We start from the raw sequence: 22,674 nt of genomic DNA on the forward strand, positions 1-22,674 counted from the left end.
AATTCAGAATTCAGAATTATTATTTGCCAAGCAGTCTTGTTGGAAGCAAAGCTGACAGATAAACGTTAGTATGAATGTGAGAGAGTGAACCGTGAAAAATGCCGAAAGAGTGTTTCGGCAGATGGAGGGAAAAGACCATGAAGAAACGGATTCTCTGTCTGGTACTGGTCCTGTGCGCCGCGATGGTTATGACGGCCTGCAAGCAGAAGGAAGTATATCCGACGGAACCGGCCGCCGCGTCCCAATCGCAGCAGCAGGGGACTGTTGAACAGCAGGACCCGCAGCAGATCTTCTCTGAAGGGGAGAAGAACGACGACGTTGACTGGGACAGCATAGACTATAATCCCGCGTCGGAAGAGGACGAAGATTATGAAGAGCTGATCGACAATTCCGCTTCTGCCGGAGACGTCATCACGCCGATCCCCGCTGTGAAGGGACAGTATGCCGGCGCGACACCCGTGATCATTGATCCCGTGGACGCACCGACAGCCACTCCGCTGCCGCCGCTGAACTTCACGTATGAGACGTACACCGCGGAAAAGCTTCGCCTGTCCTTTAAGGGACCGTCCTACTGGATCCCGGATGATTCCTCCGCGGATACCTATACCCTGACCAACCCGGATACCAGCATGGACTACGAGGCGCAGCTGTCCATCCACCTGGAACCGGTGGACAAAAACCTGAGCAAGGACGAACTGAAGAAGGAACTCATCAACCGGCTGACCAAGCTGGGCGGTGAAGGCTTCTCCAAGTTCGAGCGCTCCAATACCGCGGGCCGCAAGTTCATGAATGCTGACGGTGTCTATGCCAACTACACCGCGACGATCCAGAAGGACAGGCAGACCATCAAGGTTGCCGGCCGGATGATCATCGCCTGTGTGAACAAGACGCTGTATATCCTTCATGTGACTTATCCCCGCGGATACGCCAAGCCCTATATTGAGGATGACAGCAGCGTTTACAACACGTTCCGTCATTCGGTGAAGACGATCAGCAACTGACCGCCGCACCTGGTTCCAAACTGATTCATCTACATTTCCAGCCGCAGAGCGCTTCCGCCTGGCGGAGAGCGCGCTGCGGCATACTTTCGGGAGGCTGTTTTGAAGAAATTAAAGGCAAGCCGTCTGGCTGCTCTGATGCTTATACTGGTTCTGCTGTGCGGACTCACGGCCGCTGCCCGCGCGGATGTGGCTACCCTGGGCATTTACTTCTGCGGGAAAAGGGTCGCGGAGGACGGCACTGAAACGATCGTCCGGCTGGACGGCAAGTTCAGCGTGACGCAGAACGGAGAAGAGGTCGGTACGATCCAGGCAGGGAAGGAAACGATCACCCTGCCGGGCACCGAACGTGTACGGATCGCTCCGCTGCCGGAGACTGTTTCACCGGACTGGGACCTGACCAAGGCGTACTGCGAGGTTTATCCTGAAGCGGGCGGAACGACCACGGTTTCCGTGGTTGTGGACCTGCTGCAGGAGGGAACCAGCGCGCCTGCACCCACGGCTGAACCTGCCGCGGTATCCGTACAGGATGAAGACGATACCGAAGAAGGATACGCGGAAGACGAAGACGGGGAAGAGACCGGTGCGGAAACCGGGGACGAGGAAGAGGAGTCCTACGCGGCTGTTCCTTCCGGCCCTGTGACTACGCCGACCCTGCCGCCTTTTGACGCGTCTGTGCTGGCTCCGACTCCGGAACCTGAATGGCACGCGCTTTCCGCCGGAAACGGAAGCATCAGCGTTTATGCCTATCATGACCAGAACAGCAACGGCCTTGCGGGCGATAAAGAAAAACCTGTATCCGGCGTAACCGTGTGCCTGCTGACCGAAAGCGGAGAAGCTGTGACTGCCGTGACCACAGACGGAAACGGTCTTGCGCAGTTCGCGGGCCTGCCCCAGGGCAATTATCGGATCAAGGCGATGCTGCCGACGGGCTGGGCCTTCAGCAAGAAGGGTTCCGGCGAACCCTATGCCAGCCTGTTTGCTTTTACCGTGGACAGCGAGGCGGTCAGTGATGCCTTTACAGTCAACGACGGTGAGATCGCCACTCCCGGCATCGGCCTGAGCAAGCTGCTGCACGTCAGCGGTACCTGCTGGTTTGAATCCTCCAAAGTGGACGGCCTGTTTGACAAGGACGAGCCCGGCCTGGGCGGCGTCCGCATTGAGCTGAAGGGCGAGAAGAACGGCTTGGTCTATGAAACCATGTCCGATGAGAACGGTAACTTCTATATTGACCGGGTGCAGCCTGCTGCCTATAAGCTGGTGGTGCATGCCCCGGACGGCATGATGTTCACCCGCGCTCCCAGCAAGAACGGCCGGAAGACCGTTATTTCCAAGGACGGAGCCGTGACCGGCGCCCGCCGTCTGGACCTGAACGACAATGAGAGCAAAGAGAAGCAGTATGTGGGCTTTACCTGGGCAGGCCAGGTGACCGGTATCTGCTTCCAGGATGCCAACTATAACGGTATTTATGACGAAGGCGACCTGCCGATGCCCGGTGTGAAGATCACCGCCATCAAGCAGGCCAAGGATGAGGAATGCGCCGTGACGTATTCCGCCGAGGACGGCACCTACACGCTGCCCTGCCTGCGCGGAAATACCTATAAGATGCGCGCGGTCCTGCCGGATGACGGCAGCGACTTTACCTGCACCGTCAGCGATCCGCTGGGCAACCATTTCAAGGCAAGGCCCGGCCGGAGGGAAAACTTCTGGAACGACTTCGTTCTGGCCAATTCCGAAACCCGCGTGATGAACGTCGGCGCCATCTATCCTGCCAGCGTGGTGGGCTATGTATACATGGACAATGACTTCTCCGGCACCCGGGACAAAAAGGAAAAGACCGTTTCCGGCTACCTGGTGAAGCTGCTGGACGAAGCAGGCAACACGGTGGCTACAGACAAGACCAGCGTGAAGGGTAAATATGAACTGACTGAAGTTCCGCCCGGAAAATACTCCCTGAGCGTGACAGCCCTGAAGGATTATGCCTTTACCCGCCTGGGCGAAGGAAACGTCATCCTGAATAAGACCCTGGGTGAGGGATACTCCGAGACATTCTCCCTGGGACTGGGCGAAAACAAGACCGGCATGGATATCGGTATGATCCGGCCCGGCACCGTCAGGGGTTCCGTCTTTGCGGACCGGAACGACAACGGTATCCGGGATGACGGGGAAAACGGCCTGACTGGAGTTACGGTCCGCCTGATGGGCGAGGAGGGCGAAGCCTTCAGCGCCGAGATCGGCGAGGACGGCAATTACCTGTTTGATGCGGTGATGCCCGGTACCTATACACTGGAATACACCCTGCCGGATAACGCGGTATTCGCCCGGAACACGAGCGGCGGAAACACCATCAGCGGTGAGAAGACCGGCAGCAGCGCTCCCTTTGAAATGAAATCCGGTATCGAGGTGGACGGCCCCGTCTGCGGCGCGCTGACCCTCGGACGGATCGAGGGTATCGCCTGGATGGACCACAACGGTGACGGTATCCGCACCGAAGATGAGGAAGAAGCAGAAGGCATGACCGTGACGCTGACTCCCTCCCGCGACGTGCTGGAAGAGATTACCGTGACCACCGGCGCGGACGGCACTTTCGCCCTGGAAGCGCTCCGTCCGGATGATTACACCCTGACCGTTTCCTGCCCGACCAACTATGTGATGAGCCGTACGGATAACCTGAAGCTCCCGCTGACTGCCGGCAAGACGGAACAGTCTGTACAGCTGCCTGTGGCCATGGGTGCCGAATGGACAAGCCAGGAGGTCGGCACGGTGATCCCTGCCGGCGTGAGCGGACAGCTCTGGCTGGATGAAAACAACAACGGCCTGTTTGACACCGGTGAGCAGACGCCTGCCGGATACGAAGTGGTTGTGACCGATGACCGGACCGGACGCGTATTCGATACGCTCTATACGGACGAAAGCGGCCGCTTTGCCACCGCCGGCATGATCCCCGGCAAATTCACCCTGTCCTTCGCCATGGATGAAAACACCATCGCCCCGAAGGACGGCAGCAGCGACTTCACCGAACAGAACGGCAAACTGGTTCTCCCGGGCATTGAGCTGGGCGAGGATGAGGATAAGGCCGGACTGCTTCTGGGTATTGTGCGCTATACCGCCATCGGCGGCAATGTGTGGATCGACCGCGGAAACAGCGTGGAGACCCTGGGCGGAACCCAGGTCAGCCTGAAGGATGACAGCGGTACTGTGCTGCGTACCATTACCACCGGTGAGAACGGCGCGTTCAGGTTTGACAAGCTGATGCCCGGTACCTACCAGCTGGATGCTGTGGTGCCGGAAGGCTGCGTGATCATTGAGCCCGGTGACCGCCGGCTGAACGGTGACCAGGTTTCCGTGATGACGGATACCGTGAACCGGGAAGGCAGCTCGGATCCGATCAACCTGAAGATGGCGCAGGACCAGCTGAAAATGAATATCGGCTGCGTGCTGCCCGGACGGATGGGCGACTTCTGCTGGCTGGATTCTGACGGAGACGGCCTGCAGGGCATGGATGAACCCGGCATCCCGGGCGTGAAGATCACCCTGATGCGGGACGGAAACGTTGTGGCGGAAACCGTTACTGACCAGTATGGCTTCTACCGCTTCAACGACCTGTATCCTGCGGTTTATACCCTTACCGTGACCCCGCCCGGACAGGTGAAGCCCACGAAGCAGCGGAGTGATATCCGCCTGATCGCTTCCGTGCTGGAGGAAACCAACGAGGCGGTCTGCGAATCCATCGAGATCCAGGTGGAAAGCGACAAGGCGAACTACAACGCGGACCTGGGCTTTGTATGCCGCAGGGCCGGAGAACTTCCTCCCGGAATCGGCGAGGGCAAGAAGCAGAAGTGGACTGACAGCTCCAACTCTGAGGACTGATAAACAAGATACAGGCGGCCGCCCTGCGGGACGGCCGCTTTTGTATGGAGATGAAAGAAAAAGCTTGCGCAAAAGTTACGAAAGTATTAAAATAATTATGATATGCCGCAATAAAAAACGGCATTCAACCAAGATTTCCGAGGTGGTTTTTGGATGAAACGGCTGCTTGCCTTCCTGGCGGTTCTGGTGATGGCGTTTTCCGTATACGCTTTTGCGGAAACGGATGACGGGGATGATTCCAATCCCGAACCGATCATGGCCGAAGAAGGAGACGATTCCGAACCCGTTCCGCTGGAGGCTGAGGACGAGGGAGACGACTCCAATCCTCTTCCCGTGGATATGATGGAGGATGAAGAACCGGTTGAGCAGGTGGAAGTCATGGAATTCCGCGTCCTTCAGTTCGGGGACGAGGGAGATGACGTCCTGGCGCTGCAGACACGGCTTCAGGACCTGCAGTACTACACGGGCAACCTGTCCGGCCGTTTCCGGGAGGGAACCCGCAAGGCAGTGGAAACCTTCCAGGAGGACTTTGACCTGGAAGTGACCGGCGTCGCGGATCTGCGTACACTTTCCATCCTCTTTTCCCTGAACCACCGGCCCTTGCGCTACGGCTCCTCCGGCGATGACGTGAAGGAACTGCAGAAGAGCCTGTCAGAGCTGGGATACTATAAGGGAAAGATCAGCGGCAACTACCTGGAAGCAACCCGCAAGGCCGTGGAAACCCTCCAGAAGAAGAACAACCTGGAAGTGACAGGTGTGGCGGACGCTGACCTGCAGGATATGATTCTGGAAGGCCGGATCCTGGGCAAGAGCGAGAAGCCGGATGACACGAACACCCCGGCACCGAATCTTTCCAACTACCTGGTGGATGATAACGACAACGGCGTCATGGTGGCTGAGGAACCCGTTGCTTTCGAAAAGAAGCTGAAGAACGGCTCTTCCGGCAAACTGGTCAAGCAGATGCAGGAGCGGCTGGCTGAACTGGGTTACTACGAAGGGCCTATCAGCGGCAACTTCCAGAAATACACCACCCGGGCCGTAAAGGCCGTGCAGACCCAGAACGGTCTTGAATCCAACGGCGTGGTGGATGAAGAAACCTGGAACATCATCTTCAACGATTCCCATATCGTGCTGCCTGACGCGACGCCGAAGCCCACGCCGGAACCGACACCGGTGCCCTTCCACATCGTGGTGGACGTGGCGAATCAGGTGACTTCCGTTTACGGAAGGGACGAGAACGGCGAATATACCGTTCCGGTACGCCAGATGCTCTGCTCCACCGGCATGAAGGCCACCCCCAGCGACGTGGGTGACTGGGTGCTGAACGGACGGCATTCCACCTGGTGTATCTTCCCCAAGTGGGGCAACAGCTACGCCCGTTACTGGACCCGCATCAACAGCAGCATCGCTTTCCATTCCCCGATCTATACGGCGGTCAGCAACTCCGCCATGAAGATCTCCAGCTACAACAAGCTGGGCCAGCGGGCCAGCCACGGCTGCATCCGCCTGGCGGTATGGGACGCGAAGTGGATTTATGACAACATCGGTGCCGGAACGGTGGTTTCCATCGTGGAAGGTATGGCACCCGACCCGGAACTGCGCGACGCGCTGAAACTGCCGCCGCTGGACAAGAAGTACTGCACGCCCATTTCCACGCCGGTTCCCACGGCGGAGCCGGACTACAGCCTGCTGAACAAGCCGGACCTGGGCAAGAAGACGCTGCATGAGAAGAGCGACTGCCCCGAAGTGTACTGGCTGCAGCGGACCCTGAAGGACATGGGATACTATGATACCAAGTGCACCGGCAAGATGCTGAAGAAGACGGTGAACGCCGTGAAGGCCTTCCAGAAGGATCATGGCCTGTATGCCAGCGGCACCGTGGACCAGAAGCTGATTGATCTGATTGTGGAGACAGCGCTGGGAACACCGGTACCGGAAACGACGCCGGCGCCGTGAGAAAAAAGTGGAATCCGATATGGATTCCACTTTTTTCAATTCAGAATTCAGAATTCAGAATGCAGAATGGTGGAGGAAATCGCACCCTGGTGGGTGCGATTCCTTTGAATTGATGGGGAACGATAGGGACGGTCCTTTTCGTTCCCTGTACCTTCCTTATTGCTATTCTGACTGTAATGGGAACGAAAAGGACCGTCCCTATCGTTCCCTTTTGTGTGCCTGCGGACATAGTTGTTTCGCTCTGAAATCGTGGTCAGATCTCTCCACGCGGCCGCAAACGGCCTTGGTCGAGATGACAATTGGAGTGCCGGTACACTATCAATTCTGCATTCTGCATTCTGAATTCTGCATTGGACCAGGGAACCGTCCCTCCGGTCCACACTATCAATTCTGCATTCTGCATTCTGAATTCTGCATTGAAATAAACAAAAGCGCCGGTGTCCGGCGCTTCTGTTTATTTCCTGTATGCTTTCCACACGAGATACGCGTTTTTGTGTCCCGCAAGGGCGGCTTTTTCGTACCACTTCAGGGCTTCGTCCATGCTGATGTCCACGCCCTGGCCACACTGGTAGGCATAGCCCAGGGCGTACATGCTGCGGGCATTGCCGAGCTCGGCGGCTTTCTCATACCATTCAATACCTTTGGCGGTGTCCCGGGTGACCAGGGTGCCGGTCATATACAGGTAGCCCAGGTAGTCGCAGGCCAGGCTGCTGCCCAGGGAAGCGGCTTTCTCGTAATACTCCAGGGCTTTCTGCTGGTCCGCTTCCACCCCTTTGCCCTGCAGCCACATATAGGCCAGGCTCATCCAGCTGTCCGCGTCTCCGCGGTCGGCAGCCATCTGGTAATAGTCCATAGCCATGCCGTAGTTCTGCTCCACGGCAGTGCCTTCCTCATAGAAGGAACCCAGGTACCAGTAGGCCTGGGCATTACCCATTTCGGAGGCTTTCCGGTAGCAGTCCAGGGCAAAGGCGGCATCGGGCTTCACCATCACACCGGCGTCATACAGCCGGCCCAGGTATACCCACGCGGGAGCATAGCCCGCTTCCGCGGCATCGCGGTAGCAGCGCAGCGCCTGCTCATCGTCCTGGGTCACAAACAGGCCCTTCTCATAGTACTTGCCCAGATTGAACAGGGCTTCCGCGTCCCCGGAGGCCGCAAGCACCCGAAGGGCCGGGAAGGCGGTCAGGGGATAGGGACTGGAAGCGCGAACGGCCAGGGAAACCTTCTTTTCCTTCCCGCATTTGGTGCAGGTGTCGGAAAGGTTCCGGGTGCCGCAGTCGGCACAGGTCCAGACGTCCCGGGTTTCACCGCAGTAGGCGCAGGTGTCGCCGGTAGCGTCCTGACCGCAGGTCAGGCAGATCCAGGTGTCCTCTTCCGCGGCGCAGGCCGCGGAGAAGAGCAGGAGCAGGGCAAGCAGCAGGGAAAGGAAACGTTTTGTATCAATCATAATCTTCCATTCACAATTCCAGTTGATGATACCGGCCGGGAAAGGCGTCAGGGACGGGCGGCAAAGCCGACCTTCTTCTGCACCTTCCGGAGGGTCTTGGTGGCCAGGTAAGCGGCCTTCTGGGCGCTTTCAGCCTGGACCTTCATCAGATAGTCCTTGTCACCCATCAGACGCTTAAACTCGGCCTGGAGGGGCTCCAGGGCGGCAATGGCGCAGTCCGCCGCGCGGGCTTTCAGCGCGCCGTAGCCCTGGCCGTCCAGTTCGGCGCAGACGCTGTCGATGCTCTCGCCGGTCAGGGCGGAGATGATGGTCAGCAGGTTGCTGACGCCGGGCTTGTTTTCCGGATCAAAGCGGATCTCGGTTTCGGAGTCTGTTACCGCGCGCTTGATCTTCCGGCGGATGACGTCAGGATCGTCCAGGAGGAAGACGGAGCCTTCACCCAGGTCGCTCTTACTCATCTTCTTGTCCGGCTCCTGCAGGCTCATGATGCGGGCACCGGTCTTGCTGATCAGGGGTTCCGGAATGGTGAAGACATCGCCGTAGACGCCGTTGAAGCGCTGGGCGATATCCCGGCACAGTTCCAGGTGCTGTTTCTGGTCAGCACCGATGGGCACATAGTTCGTCTGGTACAGCAGGATATCGGCGGCCATCAGCACAGGATAGGTGAACAGGCCTGCATTGATATTCTCGGCGTGCTTGGCGGACTTGTCCTTGAACTGGGTCATCCGGTTCAGTTCACCCATGTAGGTGAAGCAGTTCAGGATCCAGGCCAGTTCGGCGTGACCGCTGACATGGCTCTGGCAGTAAAGGATCGACTTTTCGGGGTCGAGGCCGCTGGCGATATACAGGGCCGTCAGCTCCAGGCAGCGGCGGCGGAGATCCGCCGGGTTCTGGCGCACGGTGATGGCGTGTTCGTCCACCACGCAGTAGATGCAGTCATAGTCATCCTGCAGCTGGGAAAAACGGCTCAGGGCGCCGATATAGTTGCCCAGGGTCAGCATGCCGCTGGGCTGAATGCCGGAGAAGATCACCGGCTTTTTCGTCTGTGCTTCCATCAGGGAATCCTCCAAACAGTAAGTAATGTATTATTGCATCTGTACCTTGATCAGCAGTTCGGGCGTTTCAGCCTGGAGCAGCTTCACGTACTGATAGATCTCATCCTTTTCGTAGCCCATGCGGGGCAGGTAGCCTTCCACGCCGTCGAACTCACCGCCGGGAGCGGTTACGTCCTCCAGCACCTTCGCGTTGGGAGAGGTGTAGCAGGTTTCCAGGGTGATCATCATGCTGTTGTCATAATCCAGCACGTAGTTGATGAACTGGTTGGCCATTTCCGGATTGGTGGCGTTGGAGGGAATGAACATGCAGTCGATGGCGATGTTGGTGCCCTGGGTGGGAGCCCAGACAGCCAGCTTTTCATTTTCCATGCTGGCGTAGGCAGCGTCACCGCTGTACATCATGGCGATCCACTTTTCGCCCTGGGCCATGCCATCGATCATTTCATCCGTCACAAAGGAGGGATGGATGGTCTGCTTCATTTTGACCAGCCAGTCATAGGCTTCCTGCAGCTCATCGGGGTTGTCGGTGTTCATGGAGTAGCCCAGCGCCTTGAAGGCCATCATGAAGACGTCACGGGGAGAGTCATAGATGAAGGCGTGGCCGTCCAGTTCCGGATCCAGGAGGATCTCCCAGCCCTTTTCCTCCACCTTTGCGGGGGCGATCTTCGTGGTGTCATAGCACAGCACCACGTTCTGCCACAGGTAGGGAGCACTGTAGGTGTTGTCCGGGTCGAAGTACAGGCCCTTCATGCTGTCATCCAGCTGATCCAGATTGGTAACGATCTCCTTGTCCAGGGGCAGGATCCGCTCTTCCTTGATCAGGCGGTCGATCATGTAGTCGCTGGTGACCACCACGTCATAGGAGACGCCGGTCTGCAGCTTGGTATACATTTCTTCCGGGTTGCTGTTCAGGGAATAGTTGACGCGGACGCCGAATTCCTTTTCGAAGTTATAGATGACTTCATCATCGATATATTCGCCGTAGTTGAACACGTTCAGTGTTCCGTCCGCGAGGGAGCACAGCGGCGCGCACAGCAGGCAGATGAGAAGCAGGGCAGAAATCAGTTTCTTAGGCATTTTTGGGTTCCTCCTTTTGGGCTTTTTTATCTTTAATGATGGGCACCAGGTTCGCAAGGAGCAGGATCAGGGCAACGACCACAACAAAGAGGGTAGCCATGGCGTTAACACTGAGATTATACCGCTTCATGGACTCAACGTACATGGAAATCGTGTTGGTTCCGGGGCCGGCGTTGAAGTAGGAGACCACGAAGTCATCCAGGGACATGCTGAAGGCAAGCAGCGCGCCGGTGAGGATCGCGGGGGCGATCTGGGGGATGATGACCCGGGTCAGGGCCTTGAAAGGCGTTGCTCCCAGGTCCAGCGCCGCTTCTGCCACGTTGTCATCCAGCTGCCGCAGCTTCGGCATAACGGAAAGGATCACAAAGGGAATACAGAAGGAGATATGGCTGAGGATCAGGGTGAGCATACCGGGCTGGATCTTGATGGACATGAACAGGAGCATCAGGCCGATGGCGGTAACGATGTCAGGGTTCAGCACCGGCAGGTTGTTGACCTCCAGGACCACGGTGCGGATCAGGCGCTTCGCCTTGGAAAGGCCGATAGCGGCAACCGTGCCGACAACAGTGGAAACTACGGTGGAGATCACCGCGACGATCAGGGTGACATAGATACTCTCCAGCATCGTCCGGTCCCTGAACAGGGCTTCATACCAGCGCATGGAGAAACCATCAAAGCTGCTGGGGGATTTCCCGCTGTTGAAGGAGAAAAGCACCAGGTAGACGATGGGCAGGTAAACGAACAGAAGAATCAGGATCAGGTAGGAAGAGGAGAAAATACGGGTAAGATGCTTCGCGGGCTTTTTCTGCATGGGTTCTCCGGAATTATCCGCGGGGCGTTTCTTTTTGGTGGTTTCCAGCTCGGAATTCTGTACCATGGAAATACCGGCCAGCCTGTTGGTGCTTACATTTCCCATAATCAGTCCTCCTGTGCGCTGCGGTCCAGCTTCTTGGTCGCCCACATGGAAGTGATGATAATCAGAGCCATGATCAGGGAGATAGCGCTGCCGAAGTTCCAGTCACCGGTTTTCTTGAAACACATCTCGATCAGGTTGCCGATCAGGACAACATTGCCGTTACCCAGCATTTTCGGGATAAAGAAGCTGGACACAGCGGGCAGGAACACCAGGGTGATGCCGGAGATGATGCCGGGTACGCTCAGAGGCAGGGTGACCTTCAGGAAGGATTTCACCTTGTTTGCTCCCAGGTCATGGGCGGCAACCAGCAGATTGGGATCCAGCTTGGCGATGGCGGTATGGATCTGGATGATCATAAAGGGCAGGAAGTCATAGACCATACCGATGAAAACCTTGAATTCACTGGCGAAGTCAAAGTTCATCAGGATGCCGCGCCAGGCATAGGTTTTCAGAACCATGTTGATCCACATGGGCAGGGTCATCAGCAGGATCATGAAGGTCTGCTTCCGGTCCGACAGGTTGGCGATGAACAGGGCGGCCGGATAGCCGATCAGCAGGCAGACGATCGTGGTCAGCAGCGCAATGCGCAGGCTGGTGATCAGGATGCGGACAAAGTCCGGATCCCGGAAGAAGCGGGCGAAATTATCCGCGGTAAACTGGAAGGTAAGGGTTTCGTTGCCCGTGTTGGTGATTGAATAAAGGAAGATCATGAGCATGGGGGCAACGATGAAGATCCCGATCCAGAGGATATAGGGATAGCTCATCCGGAAGAAGGATTTCATTCCACCACCGCCTTATGCATCACATGGATATCATCCGGCCCGAAGAGCAGGCCGACCTTGTCACCGGCTTCGTGGCGGGAAGTGGTTTCCACCTTGTATTCCCGGCCCTGGGTGGCGAAGGTGATATCGTAGGAGCCTTCTTTGATGTCCGCGGGGTCAAAGTCAAACTTGACGTCCGTGATGTCGATGGGGGAGTCGTCCTGCAGGTTCCAGGCTTCAGCGCTGGCCCAGGTCTTCAGGTCTGTGGAGATGGCCATGGATTCCATGATCTCATCCGGGGTGATGAAGAAGTCCAGGGCGCTGATACCGATGTTATGACGGGCGTCCTCCACGTATTCGGGGTGAACCACGTAGACTTTGACGGTCACTTCAGTATGCTTCTCGGTGCCGAAGGTGATGTTGTAGACGCCGGGTTTGTTTTCAATGTTGTGGCTGACATGGGTCAGGGAGATGTCGCGGTTCTCGTCATCCCAGGCCTGGGCGTTGGCGATGGAGATGAAGTCCGCGTCGGTCATCTCCTTGTTCACCAGGTCATCGGAGTCAACATAGAAGTCGTTGGCGCTGATCTTTTCGCCGGCTTCCTCGTTCACGATGTCGTGCTGGGTGACAACGTGCATTTTGACAGTCTTGCTGGTACCGGTCTTGGTTTCCACCATCAGTTCATAGTGGACGCCCTTGAACAGCACGCTCTTGACCTCGCCGCGCATAACGCCCTCCCGGGGCTTCACGATGGCAATGTCTTCCGGACGGATCAGCACGTCCACGGGTTCGTTGGACCGGAAACCGAAGTCCGTGCACTCAAAGGTCTTATCATCGAAACGGACCTTGTAGTCTGCCAGCATGGTGCCTTCCATGATGTTGCTCTCGCCGATGAAGCGGGCAACGTAGGAGTTGGCCGGCTCGTTGTAGATCTCCAGCGGGGTGCCGATCTGCTCGATGGCACCGGCGTTCATGACCACGATCTTGTCGCTCATGGTCAGGGCTTCTTCCTGATCATGGGTGACGAAGATGAAGGTAATGCCGACCTCCTGCTGGATGCGCTTCAGTTCACGCTGCATCTCCTTGCGCAGTTTCAGGTCCAGGGCACCCAGGGGCTCGTCCAGCAGCAGGACGTTCGGCTCGTTGACCAGGGCGCGGGCGATGGCAACGCGCTGCTGCTGACCGCCGGAGAGCTTGGTGACGTTGCGCTTTTCGTAGCCTTCCAGGTTCACCAGGGAAAGCATACGGTTGACCTTCTGGGTGATGATATCGTTCGGCAGCTTTTTGATGCGCAGGCCGAAAGCAATGTTCTCAAAAACGTTCAGGTGGGGGAACAGGGCGTAGCGCTGGAAGACCGTGTTGATCTCCCGCTTGTAGGCAGGCACGTTGTCGATGCACTGGCCGTCGAAGATGACCGTGCCTTCGTCCTGCTCCAGGAAACCGCCCAGGATACGCAGCAATGTGGTCTTGCCGCAGCCGGAGGGACCCAGCAGCGTCACAAATTCATTTTCATAGATATTCAGATTGACACCCTTGAGTACGATCTGGCCGTCAAAATTCTTGACGATATTCCTGAATTCGATCAGTTTCCGCATGCCGCATCTCTCCTTTGAATTGTTCCCATAAAAGTACATTTTAAATCATACACAAAATAGGAAAGAATACAACAGAATTACACGAAAAAATACAAATAATATGTGGAGAATCATCACGCAAAATTCACAATAAGGCATTATTGTTACCCCTGTGACTTCCGCGGGCCCGGGAATACCGCGGAGAAATAAAAAGAGAAGGACATTATGACATGAGAAAACTGACAACCCTGATGATGACCATTGTGATGCTGCTGTGCAGCTTGTGCCTGCCGGCCCTGGGAGAGCCGGCTGTGGAGGAAGATACTTCCGCGATTATCCCGTATCGTTTCGCGACGGCTGAAGAAGGCCGGGAACTGATGCTTTCCAATGAGGAATACTTTGAGGGAATCAATGCCAACAAGATCGCGTACATTATGAAGAACGATTCTTCCACCCTGGAAGACTACAAGGCGTTCTGCGCGGAACAGGTGCTGGACTGGACAGACGCGGAGAAGGAAATGATCAGCCGCTGCATGGAAAAGGTGGAGCAGGCTTTCATCCGGAACGGCTGGACAGTGCCGCCGCTGGAGACCATTGTGTTTATCAGGACAACCATGAAGGAGGAAGGTGATGCCGCCGGGTACACCCACGGCACGCAGATTTACCTGACAGAGCTGCTGAAACATCTTGCCGAGATGCCGCCGGAAATTGTGGACACACAGATCACGACCATCCTGGCCCATGAACTGTTCCACTGCCTGACCCGGTGCAATCCTGACTTCAGGAAGGATATGTATTCCATTATCCACTTCACTGTGGAGGAGGATGATTACAAGCTGCCGGACTCCGTGTGGGAATACTACATTGCCAATCCGGATGTGGAACACCATAACGCCCATGCCACCTTTATGATCGATGGCAAGGAAACGGAATGCTACGCCGCCTATGTGACCACGAAGCATCTGGAGAATGAAGAAGACAACTTTATGGTTTTCGGTACGACAGCACTGGTGCCGGTGGACGGAACGGACATCTGGTACACGCCAGACAAGGCTTCCAATTTTGATGAGGTGTTCGGAACCAATACGGGCTATGTGATCGACCCGGAAGAATGCCTGGCGGACAATTTCTGCTACGCGGTTGTCTTCGGGGACAAGGGCCCGGAAGGAAACGGATATCCGAATCCGGAGATCATAGAAGCGATAGGAGAATACCTGAAGGGAAACTGAATTCAATTCAGAATTCAGAATTCAGAATTCAGAATGGTGGAAGGAATCGGACCCTGCGGGTCCGATTCCTTTGATTATATGGACCTCCGGTCTGCCGATGAAATGCTTTTGTTGAATCGTGCGGGCGATTTGGACCGGGGAACCGTCCCTCCGGTCCGCGTCCCTATCGTTCCAAAGAATTCGGAATAGTCTGTTACGGATTCTTTTATTCCGGCTGTAATTCTGTTATAATATCATCAAAGAGCCTCGGGTCAGGCAGAACCCGGGCAGCAACTGTGATCTCTGAAAAAGGAGGAAAAGGACCATGGCTGAGAAACGCAGAATAGCCTTTGTCGGATCAGAGTGTTATCCTTTTGTGAAGACGGGCGGTCTGGGTGACGTAATGTACGCGCTTCCCCGTGCCCTTGTCAGCGAAGGATGCGAAGTACGGGTCATTCTTCCGCTGTATGCCTGTATCCACCAGAAATACAAAGAGAATATGGAATACAAAGGCTCCTTTATGATGGACCAGACCGCGGACGGCAGGAGCTTCTTCGTGGGCATCATGGAGCTGGAAATGGACGGCGTGATCTACGACTTTGTCGAGAACCGGGAGTTCTTCGACTGGGGCAATCCCTATACGGGCCTGTGGGAAGATATTCCGAAGTACTGCTTCTTCTCCAAGGCGTCCCTGGCGATCCTGAACTACCTGGACTGGGCGCCGGACGTGATCCACTGCCATGACTGGCAGGCAAGCCTTGTACCCCTGTACCTGCGGACCAAGTTCTGGGCCACAGCGGTGGGCAAGGCAAAGACAGTGCTGACCATCCACAATCTCCGGTTCCAGGGGATCTGCTCCATTGAGCACCTGAAATACTGGTCCGGCCTGCGGGACGATCTGTTTGACTATCCGGTCCTCAAGCACAACGAGGCGGAAGCCAATATGTTCAAGGGCGGCCTGGCCTTCGCGACCCGGATCACCACGGTGAGCGAAACCTACGCGAAGGAAATCCAGACCCCGGCCTTCGGCGAGGGACTGGACGCGCACCTGCGCTATCACAGCCCGAAGCTGAGCGGCATTGTCAACGGCATCGACGTGGAGCAGTGGGATCCGGCGAAGGATACCCTGCTGGCGGCGCAGTATGACGTGGACAGCGCGGTGGAACAGAAGAAGGAAAACAAGCGCGCCTTGCAGGAACGCCTGGGCCTTGACCAGGACGGCCGCAAGATGCTGATCGGCCTGGTTTCCCGCCTGACGGACCAGAAGGGCCTGGATCTGGTGGATGCCATCTTCCCGAAGGTCATTGACGGGAACACCCAGGTGGTTGTCCTGGGCACCGGCGATCCCCGGTATGAGAATGCCTTCCGCTGGTTTGAAAGCCAGTATAAGGGAACTGTTTGTTCCTATATCAGCTATGACGAGCCCCTGGCTCACCTGATCTACAGCGGCGCGGATGCCTTCCTGGTTCCCAGCCTGTTCGAGCCCTGCGGCCTGACACAGCTGATCGCCATGCGCTACGGCACGGCGCCCATCGTCCGGGAGACCGGCGGCCTGAAGGATACGGTGCAGCCCTTCCGCGGAGACGCGAACGAGGGGAACGGATTCACCTTTGACAAGTATGACGCGAACCTGCTGCTGGATGCCATCAACCAGGCCAAGACGGTATTCTTCACGAACCGGGGCGCCTGGGATGAGATGGTCCGGCGGAACATGCGGAAGGACGTGTCGTGGGAACAGTCGGCGAAGAAGTATATGAGTGTTTATGATGAGACCATAAACGGGTAATTCATAATTCACAATTCATAATTCATAATTATGGGCTGTGAAGCAAGGTTGCCTTCAGACAGGGTTGTTTCACTCTGAATCCGTGGGAGATCTCCCCGCAACCTCAATCAATACACTGCTCCCTTGGAGCGGTCGCATTGCTCGTTTCGGTTGACTCGTTCGTCTCATTTCGGCTTCGCCGACAGCCCACTGGGCTGACATTCGGCTCGCTCCCCACTTCGCCTGCGGCTCCGGTCGAGATGACAATGGGAGGGGCGTGTGCCTGCGGACAATGATGTCCTAATTAGACCCCGGAAGAGATCTCTCCACGCGGCCGCAGGCGGCCTTGGTCGAGATGACATCTGAGGTTTTGGTATACTAATAATTCTGAATTCTTAATTCTGAATTCTGAATTGGATTTTTGGGAGGAAAGGACATGATGGAATTCTGCACCCTCGGGACCGGGGGAACGCTTCCTATTCCGGAGCGGGCACTTTCCTCCCTGTATGTACGGGTGAACGGACGCAGTCTCCTGATCGACTGCGGGGAAGGCACCCAGGTGGGGATCCGCAAGTTAGGCTGGGGATTCCGCTGCCTGGACGGCATGCTGCTAACCCATTATCACGGAGATCACTGCACGGGCATTGCGGGACTCCTGCTGAGCCTGGAGAAGGCAGGACGGGATGAACCCTTCCACATCTGGGGACCGCGGGGTCTCAAGCGCGTGGTGGAGGGACTGTGTGTCATTGTGCCGCCGCTTTCCTTTGCGGTGCACCTGCATGAGATGCCCGCAGAGGGCGGGGAGATCGAACTGATCGGCCTGAAAATCCGGGCTTTCCCGGTGAACCACGGCGGCATTCCCTGCTTCGGCTACCGGATGTTCCTGCCCCGGGGCGCGGTCTTCGATCCTGAAAAGGCAAAGGCCCTGGAGGTTCCCATGGCGGACTGGAAACGCCTGCAGCAGGGCGAAACCGTACGGATAGGCGGCAGGCGGGTTACCCCGTCGGATGTGACCGGCGCGGAACGGAAGGGGATCACGCTGGTGTTCTCCACGGACACCCGTCCCTGCGAAACGCTGGACAAGTACTGCGCGGACGCGGATCTGCTGATCCTGGAGGGCATGTACGGCACCGAGGAAAAGATGCCGCAGGCCCTTAAAAACCATCATATGCTTTACAGGGAAGCGGCGGAGATTGCCCGGAAAACACAGCCGGGCGGCCTGCTGCTGACCCATTTCAGCACCAGTATTGAGGATCCGGAGGAATATATTCCGGAGACCCGGACAATCTTTGAAAGGACCTGGGCAGCGAAGGACGGGGAAACCGTCACCCTGCGCTACCCGGAAGGCAGCGAAAAAGCATGGACCAGTTTGTCCTGAAGGCGCCCTATGCGCCTTCCGGAGACCAGCCCCAGGCCATAGAGGCCCTGGCGGCAGGCATCAAGGCGGGACTGAAGGATCAGATCCTGCTGGGCGTCACAGGAAGCGGCAAGACCTTCACCATGGCCTCCGTCATTGAGAAGGTACAGAAGCCCACCCTTGTCATAGCCCACAACAAGACCCTCGCCGCACAGCTGTGCAGCGAGCTGAAGGCATTTTTCCCGGACAGCCGGGTGGAATACTTCGTCAGCTATTATGATTATTACCAGCCGGAAGCGTACATCGCTTCCTCGGATACCTATATCGAAAAAGACGCCTCTATCAACGATGAGATCGACCGCCTGCGCCATTCCGCCACGGCGGCGCTGCGGGAACGGAAAGACGTTATCATTGTTGCTTCCGTGAGCTGCATTTACTCCATGGGCGATCCCAGCGAGTATGAAGGACAGATGATCTCCCTGCGCCCGGGCATGGAATACAGCCGGGCAAAGCTGATCCGGGACCTGATCGATATCCAGTATGAACGGAATGACGTGGAATTTGACCGGGGCACCTTCCGGGTTCGCGGGGACGTGATCGAGATCATCCCTGCCGGTGAAAACCAGAAGGCCTTGCGGGTGGAACTGTTCGGGGACGAGATTGAGCGCATTTCCGTGATTGAGGCGGTCAGCGGCCACGCCCTGGCCACGCTGGAGCATGCCGCGCTTTTCCCGGCCACCCACTACGCCACGGACCCGGCCCATATGGAGGAGCACATCGGGGAGATCGAGCAGGACCTGGCGAAACGGATTGAGGAATTCGAGTCCGCCGGAAAGCTGCTGGAGGCCCAGCGGATCGCCCAGCGTACCCGCTATGATATTGAGATGATGCGGGAGATCGGCTACTGCCAGGGAATTGAGAACTACTCCCGATACTTTGACGGCCGGAAACCCGGGGACGCGCCCTATACGCTGCTGGATTACTTCACCGGGGACTTCCTGGTGATGATCGACGAAAGCCACGTGACCGTGCCCCAGATCCGTGCCATGTACAACGGTGACCGGGCCCGGAAGAACACGCTGGTGGACTACGGCTTCCGCCTTCCTTCCGCCTTTGACAACCGGCCGCTGCTCTTTGAGGAGTTTGAGAAGCGGATCGGCCAGACCATCTTTGTTTCCGCCACGCCCGGCCCTTACGAGCGGGAGCGGGCACAGCAGGTGGTGGAGCAGATCATCCGGCCCACGGGCCTGCTGGATCCGGAGGTGATCCTGCGTCCGGCCACCGGCCAGGTGGATGACCTGGTGGGCGAGATCCGCAAGGTGACGGAGAAGGGCGAGCGGGTGCTGGTGACCACGCTTACCAAGCGCATGGCGGAAAGCCTGACCGAGTACCTGAAGGAACTGGACATCAAGGTACGCTACCTGCACAGCGATATCCAGACCATGGAACGGATGGAACTGCTGCGGGACCTGCGGCTGGGCGAGTTTGACGTACTGGTGGGTATTAACCTGCTGCGGGAAGGCCTGGACCTGCCGGAGGTCGCCCTGGTGGCGATCCTGGACGCGGACAAGGAAGGCTTCCTGCGCAGTGAAACCTCCCTGATCCAGACCATCGGCCGGGCAGCCCGGAACGTGGACGGACGGGTGATCCTGTACGGCGACCAGCTGACGGAGAGCATGGCGAAGGCTATGTCGGAAACCAACCGCCGCCGGGCCCTGCAGGAGGAATACAACCGGGTGAACGGGATTACGCCGGAGAGCGTGCGCAACGCGATCCGCAGCGTGCTTGAGATCACACGCAAGGTGGAGGAAACTGCCCCCGCCGCGTTGAATGAAGAAGAACGGGCCGCGCTGATGCGCCAGATTGAGGAAGAGATGCTGTCCGCGGCCAAGGAACTGGAATTCGAACGGGCCGCGAAGCTGCGTGACAGGCTGCTGGAGCTCCGGGGCGAAGCCCCCATGAAGGATGACAACCAGAGCCGGCGGCACAGACGAAGGGAGAGGACAAGAAAGAGTGAACACTGAAACGAAGAAAAGCGGAAAAAGGATCTGGTTTGCGCCGCTGCTGCTTTCTCTGCCGTTCCTGGCGGTGATTATTCTCGCTGCGGTCCGCTTCGGGCCGACGGTGATCAAGCTGATCAGCGTTGCGATCAAGGCGGCGGTGGTATCATGAAGAAAGTGATTCTTTGGATCCTGGCGTTTGCGCTGACAGGTACGCTGCTGCTCTCCTGTGTCTGCCTGATCGGCCGCCAGGTAATCGCTCCCGGCCTGCAGGAGGACGGAGCGCAGGTTTCGGACGAGGTGATCCGGGAGGAAAAGGAACTGGCCCGGCAGCGTATTACGGAACTGGCGGACCTCTACGGGTTTACCGCGGAGCCGGTGATCGAGTTTGTGGATGAGGAGACCCTGCGGGGGCTGCATAAAGAAGCATCCCAATGGTACAGCAGGATCCTGACCAGCGGAAAAGCCGGTGAGGACGTTGAGTGGAACCCGGAAGGCCTGGAGGAGATCTTCGCGAAGGATCCGGCCATTACGGCGCTGGAACGGGATGAAGCGGAATCCATGGTGATCAACTGCACGGCGGAAGTGCGCAGGAGCATGCTCCGTATGGTTCTGCCCATGCGGCAGCAGGTGATCGGCATCGGCCTGCAGATGGCGGCCAAAAAGGTGGACATCGCGAACCTGCTGGAGTTCTTTGCCGGAACGCCCTGGGCCCTGCTCGCGGTCAGCGCCTTTATTGCCGGCCTGATCGCCCTGATAGCCGGAAGGGTCCGCGCTTCCCTGAAGTATATCGGTTCCGCACTGGGCGCCGCGGCTATCGTGCTGGCGGCACTGGTAATCCTGTACCTGACCGCGGGAATTCAGTCCATGATCCGGGAGGCGTCCGCAGGACTGACCATCCAGTATCAGGACGTGGCTTCCGGCTCGTTTATGCTGACCGGTGTGCTGGCGGCTGTGCTGCTGGCGGGCTGCGCTGTGTGCCTTGTGCTGGGCCGGAAGTATGAGGCAAAGGCATGAAAAGACAACTGACGGAATACACCTTCCGCTCGGAAAAGATAGAACGCCCGCTACGGCTGGCAGTGGCGGCGGATATTCACAGCTCGCCCTTTGAAGACGTGCTGGAGGAGTTTGCCCGCTGCGACGCGGTGCTGATTCCCGGTGACCTGGTGGACCGCCACCGCCGGAACAACGAGAACGCGTATCGCTTCCTGGAAGCCGCTCCGGAGTGTGCCCCGGTGTTTTATTCCATCGGCAATCACGAAAGGAAATTCCGGGACAGGGCAGCGTACCTGGAAAAGGTGAAGGCCAGCAAGGTGACCCTGCTGGACAATGAGAGCATCTCCTTTATGGGGATCCGCATCGGCGGCCTTTCCAGCGTAAAGGAAAAGCAGCCGGACCTGGCTTTCCTGGACCGGTTTGAGAAGGAGGAGGGCTACAGACTCCTGCTGTGCCACCACCCGGAGGTATACCGGGATTTCGTGTCCGGACGGGATATTGACCTGACCCTTGCCGGTCATGCCCACGGCGGGCAGATCCAGATCGCGGGCCACGGACTGTATGCCCCCGGCCAGGGGCTTTTTCCGAAACTGACCCATGGCCTGTATGACGGCGGGAAACTGCTGGTTTCACGGGGAATGACCAACGGGGCGAAACCGCGGATTCCGCGGATCGGAAATCCCTGCGAGCTGATCATACTGAATCTTGTTAACACTTCCGGGTCTGGTAAGTGAAATATGCCCTCCGGGCATGTGAAATACTGGCTTCGCCAGTGTGAAATATCGCTTCGCGATGTGAAATGTTGGCTTCGCCAATGTGTTAAAGACTGAAAAGGAGTAAGGAAAATGGAACAGGAAGATCTGAAACTGCTTTTGGACTGGTTTGAGGAACATAAGGAAGACAAACTGAACTTTATCGCCAAGGAAGCGATCAAGCTGGAGGTCAAGCGGGCCAATACCGTCGGCGACCTGCTGGCTACGGCCCTGAAACTGCTGAAGAAATAAGGGGTGAAGGGCCTTCCGCCGGTAACAGCCGGAGGAAGGGAGAGACGGATCGCCGGACACACAACGGGACACGGCTTTATCCCCGCAAAGCGTTGACAATTATAGAGGAAAAAGGTATAATGCACTTCATCCTCAGAAGATCCTGAAACACCTTGTACCGGGAGCGGAAGCAGGGTGTTTCTCTTACTATGAAAGGAGTCCCCATCATGGCTGAAGGAACGATCCTGACCGAAAGCGGTCTGAAGAAACTCGAAGAAGAACTGGACTATCTCATTTCCGTTCGCCGGAACGAGATCAGCGAACAGATCGCCGTGGCCCGCGGTTTCGGTGACCTGAGTGAAAATGCCGAATACGACGAGGCCAAAAAGGAACAGGCCAAGGTGGAGGAGCAGATTACCCGCCTGCAGGCGACCATCCGCACCGCTACTGTTGTCGCGGATGACGAAATCACCACTGAAAAGGTGTCCATCGGCACTGTCGTGAAGGTGAAGGACCTGGACGACGGCGAGACCTATGAGTATTCCATCGTGGGCGCGAATGAAGCGGATCCCATGGAGAACAAGATCTCCAACGAGAGCCCTGTGGGTGCCGGACTGATCGGTATGAAGAAGAACCAGACCGCCACCATCGTGATCCCTGCCGGCACGCTCCGCTACAAGATCGTGTCTATCAAGAAGAACTAAACTGAAC

17 protein-coding genes and 1 pseudogene are annotated in these 22,674 nt (G+C 57.2%); 12 read left to right on the plus strand and 6 right to left on the minus strand.

Annotation, left to right across the window (positions count from 1 at the left end; genetic code table 11):
- Nucleotides 1-137: 137 nt before the first annotated feature.
- The 3 genes from JYE50_RS01690 to JYE50_RS01700 all read left to right on the plus strand — a co-directional run bounded on the left by JYE50_RS01690 (nt 138) and on the right by JYE50_RS01700 (nt 6,824).
- Nucleotides 138-1,001 carry a hypothetical protein gene (locus tag JYE50_RS01690; protein WP_084096536.1) on the plus strand — a complete coding sequence of 288 codons (864 nt, stop codon included), beginning with the start codon at nt 138-140 and terminating at the stop codon, nt 999-1,001.
- Nucleotides 1,002-1,100: 99 nt separating this feature from the next.
- Nucleotides 1,101-4,868, plus strand: a complete 3,768-nt coding sequence (locus JYE50_RS01695; protein WP_084096535.1) for an SdrD B-like domain-containing protein — start codon at nt 1,101-1,103, stop codon at nt 4,866-4,868.
- 153 nt (nt 4,869-5,021) lie between these two features.
- Nucleotides 5,022-6,824, plus strand: coding sequence for a L,D-transpeptidase family protein (locus JYE50_RS01700; RefSeq protein WP_084096534.1), 1,803 nt, complete (start codon nt 5,022-5,024; stop codon nt 6,822-6,824).
- A 454-nt stretch (nt 6,825-7,278) separates the two neighbouring features.
- Here JYE50_RS01700 and JYE50_RS01705 read toward each other — a convergent pair whose 3' ends face one another.
- The 6 genes and pseudogenes from JYE50_RS01705 to JYE50_RS01730 all read right to left on the minus strand — a co-directional run.
- The gene (locus tag JYE50_RS01705; protein WP_084096533.1) at nt 7,279-8,271 is read right to left on the minus strand and encodes a tetratricopeptide repeat protein; all 993 of its coding nucleotides are present in this window, start codon (nt 8,269-8,271) and stop codon (nt 7,279-7,281) included.
- A gap of 47 nt (nt 8,272-8,318) precedes the next feature.
- On the minus strand, nt 8,319-9,326 hold the full coding sequence (gene trpS / locus JYE50_RS01710) for a tryptophan--tRNA ligase (RefSeq protein ID WP_084096532.1): 1,008 nt from the start codon (nt 9,324-9,326) through the stop codon (nt 8,319-8,321).
- A gap of 30 nt (nt 9,327-9,356) precedes the next feature.
- Complete coding sequence (locus JYE50_RS01715; protein WP_179138393.1) at nt 9,357-10,403, minus strand: ABC transporter substrate-binding protein; 1,047 nt, start codon at nt 10,401-10,403, stop codon at nt 9,357-9,359.
- A complete protein-coding gene (locus JYE50_RS01720; RefSeq protein ID WP_283399240.1) occupies nt 10,396-11,319 on the minus strand; it encodes an ABC transporter permease in 924 nt (307 codons plus the stop codon). The genes JYE50_RS01715 and JYE50_RS01720 overlap by 8 nt, the downstream gene beginning before the upstream one ends.
- Before the next feature lie 2 nt (nt 11,320-11,321).
- Nucleotides 11,322-12,101 (minus strand): ABC transporter permease, encoded by a 780-nt coding sequence (locus JYE50_RS01725; protein ID WP_084096531.1) that lies wholly within the window; start codon nt 12,099-12,101, stop codon nt 11,322-11,324.
- Between the two features lie 551 nt (nt 12,102-12,652).
- Nucleotides 12,653-13,675, minus strand: a pseudogene (locus JYE50_RS01730) (ABC transporter ATP-binding protein); the annotation flags it as partial.
- Between the two features lie 209 nt (nt 13,676-13,884).
- Here JYE50_RS01730 and JYE50_RS01735 point away from each other — a divergent pair.
- The 9 genes from JYE50_RS01735 to greA all read left to right on the plus strand — a co-directional run bounded on the left by JYE50_RS01735 (nt 13,885) and on the right by greA (nt 22,667).
- On the plus strand, nt 13,885-14,883 hold the full coding sequence (locus JYE50_RS01735) for a hypothetical protein (protein WP_084096529.1): 999 nt from the start codon (nt 13,885-13,887) through the stop codon (nt 14,881-14,883).
- A gap of 304 nt (nt 14,884-15,187) precedes the next feature.
- Nucleotides 15,188-16,648, plus strand: coding sequence for a glycogen synthase (locus JYE50_RS01740; RefSeq protein WP_084096528.1), 1,461 nt, complete (start codon nt 15,188-15,190; stop codon nt 16,646-16,648).
- Nucleotides 16,649-17,063: 415 nt separating this feature from the next.
- Entirely contained in the window at nt 17,064-18,005 is a 942-nt protein-coding gene (locus JYE50_RS01745; protein ID WP_084096527.1) for a ribonuclease Z, read from the plus strand.
- On the plus strand, nt 17,987-20,008 hold the full coding sequence (gene uvrB / locus JYE50_RS01750) for an excinuclease ABC subunit UvrB (protein ID WP_084096526.1): 2,022 nt from the start codon (nt 17,987-17,989) through the stop codon (nt 20,006-20,008). Before JYE50_RS01745 ends, uvrB begins: the two co-directional genes overlap by 19 nt.
- Nucleotides 19,998-20,156: a hypothetical protein gene (locus JYE50_RS01755; protein ID WP_179138392.1), complete on the plus strand. Its 159-nt coding sequence runs from the start codon at nt 19,998-20,000 to the stop codon at nt 20,154-20,156. The genes uvrB and JYE50_RS01755 overlap by 11 nt, the downstream gene beginning before the upstream one ends.
- Nucleotides 20,153-21,001, plus strand: a complete 849-nt coding sequence (locus JYE50_RS01760; protein WP_084096525.1) for a hypothetical protein — start codon at nt 20,153-20,155, stop codon at nt 20,999-21,001. Before JYE50_RS01755 ends, JYE50_RS01760 begins: the two co-directional genes overlap by 4 nt.
- On the plus strand, nt 20,998-21,714 hold the full coding sequence (locus JYE50_RS01765; RefSeq protein WP_084096524.1) for a metallophosphoesterase: 717 nt from the start codon (nt 20,998-21,000) through the stop codon (nt 21,712-21,714). Before JYE50_RS01760 ends, JYE50_RS01765 begins: the two co-directional genes overlap by 4 nt.
- Nucleotides 21,715-21,825: 111 nt before the next feature.
- Nucleotides 21,826-21,984: a hypothetical protein gene (locus JYE50_RS01770; RefSeq protein WP_179138391.1), complete on the plus strand. Its 159-nt coding sequence runs from the start codon at nt 21,826-21,828 to the stop codon at nt 21,982-21,984.
- A gap of 206 nt (nt 21,985-22,190) precedes the next feature.
- Nucleotides 22,191-22,667 (plus strand): transcription elongation factor GreA, encoded by a 477-nt coding sequence (gene greA, locus JYE50_RS01775; RefSeq protein WP_084096523.1) that lies wholly within the window; start codon nt 22,191-22,193, stop codon nt 22,665-22,667.
- Nucleotides 22,668-22,674: the final 7 nt, after the last annotated feature.

This window comes from Aristaeella lactis (assembly GCF_018118585.1).
GTDB classification, from domain to species: Bacteria; Bacillota; Clostridia; order Christensenellales; family Aristaeellaceae; genus Aristaeella; species Aristaeella lactis.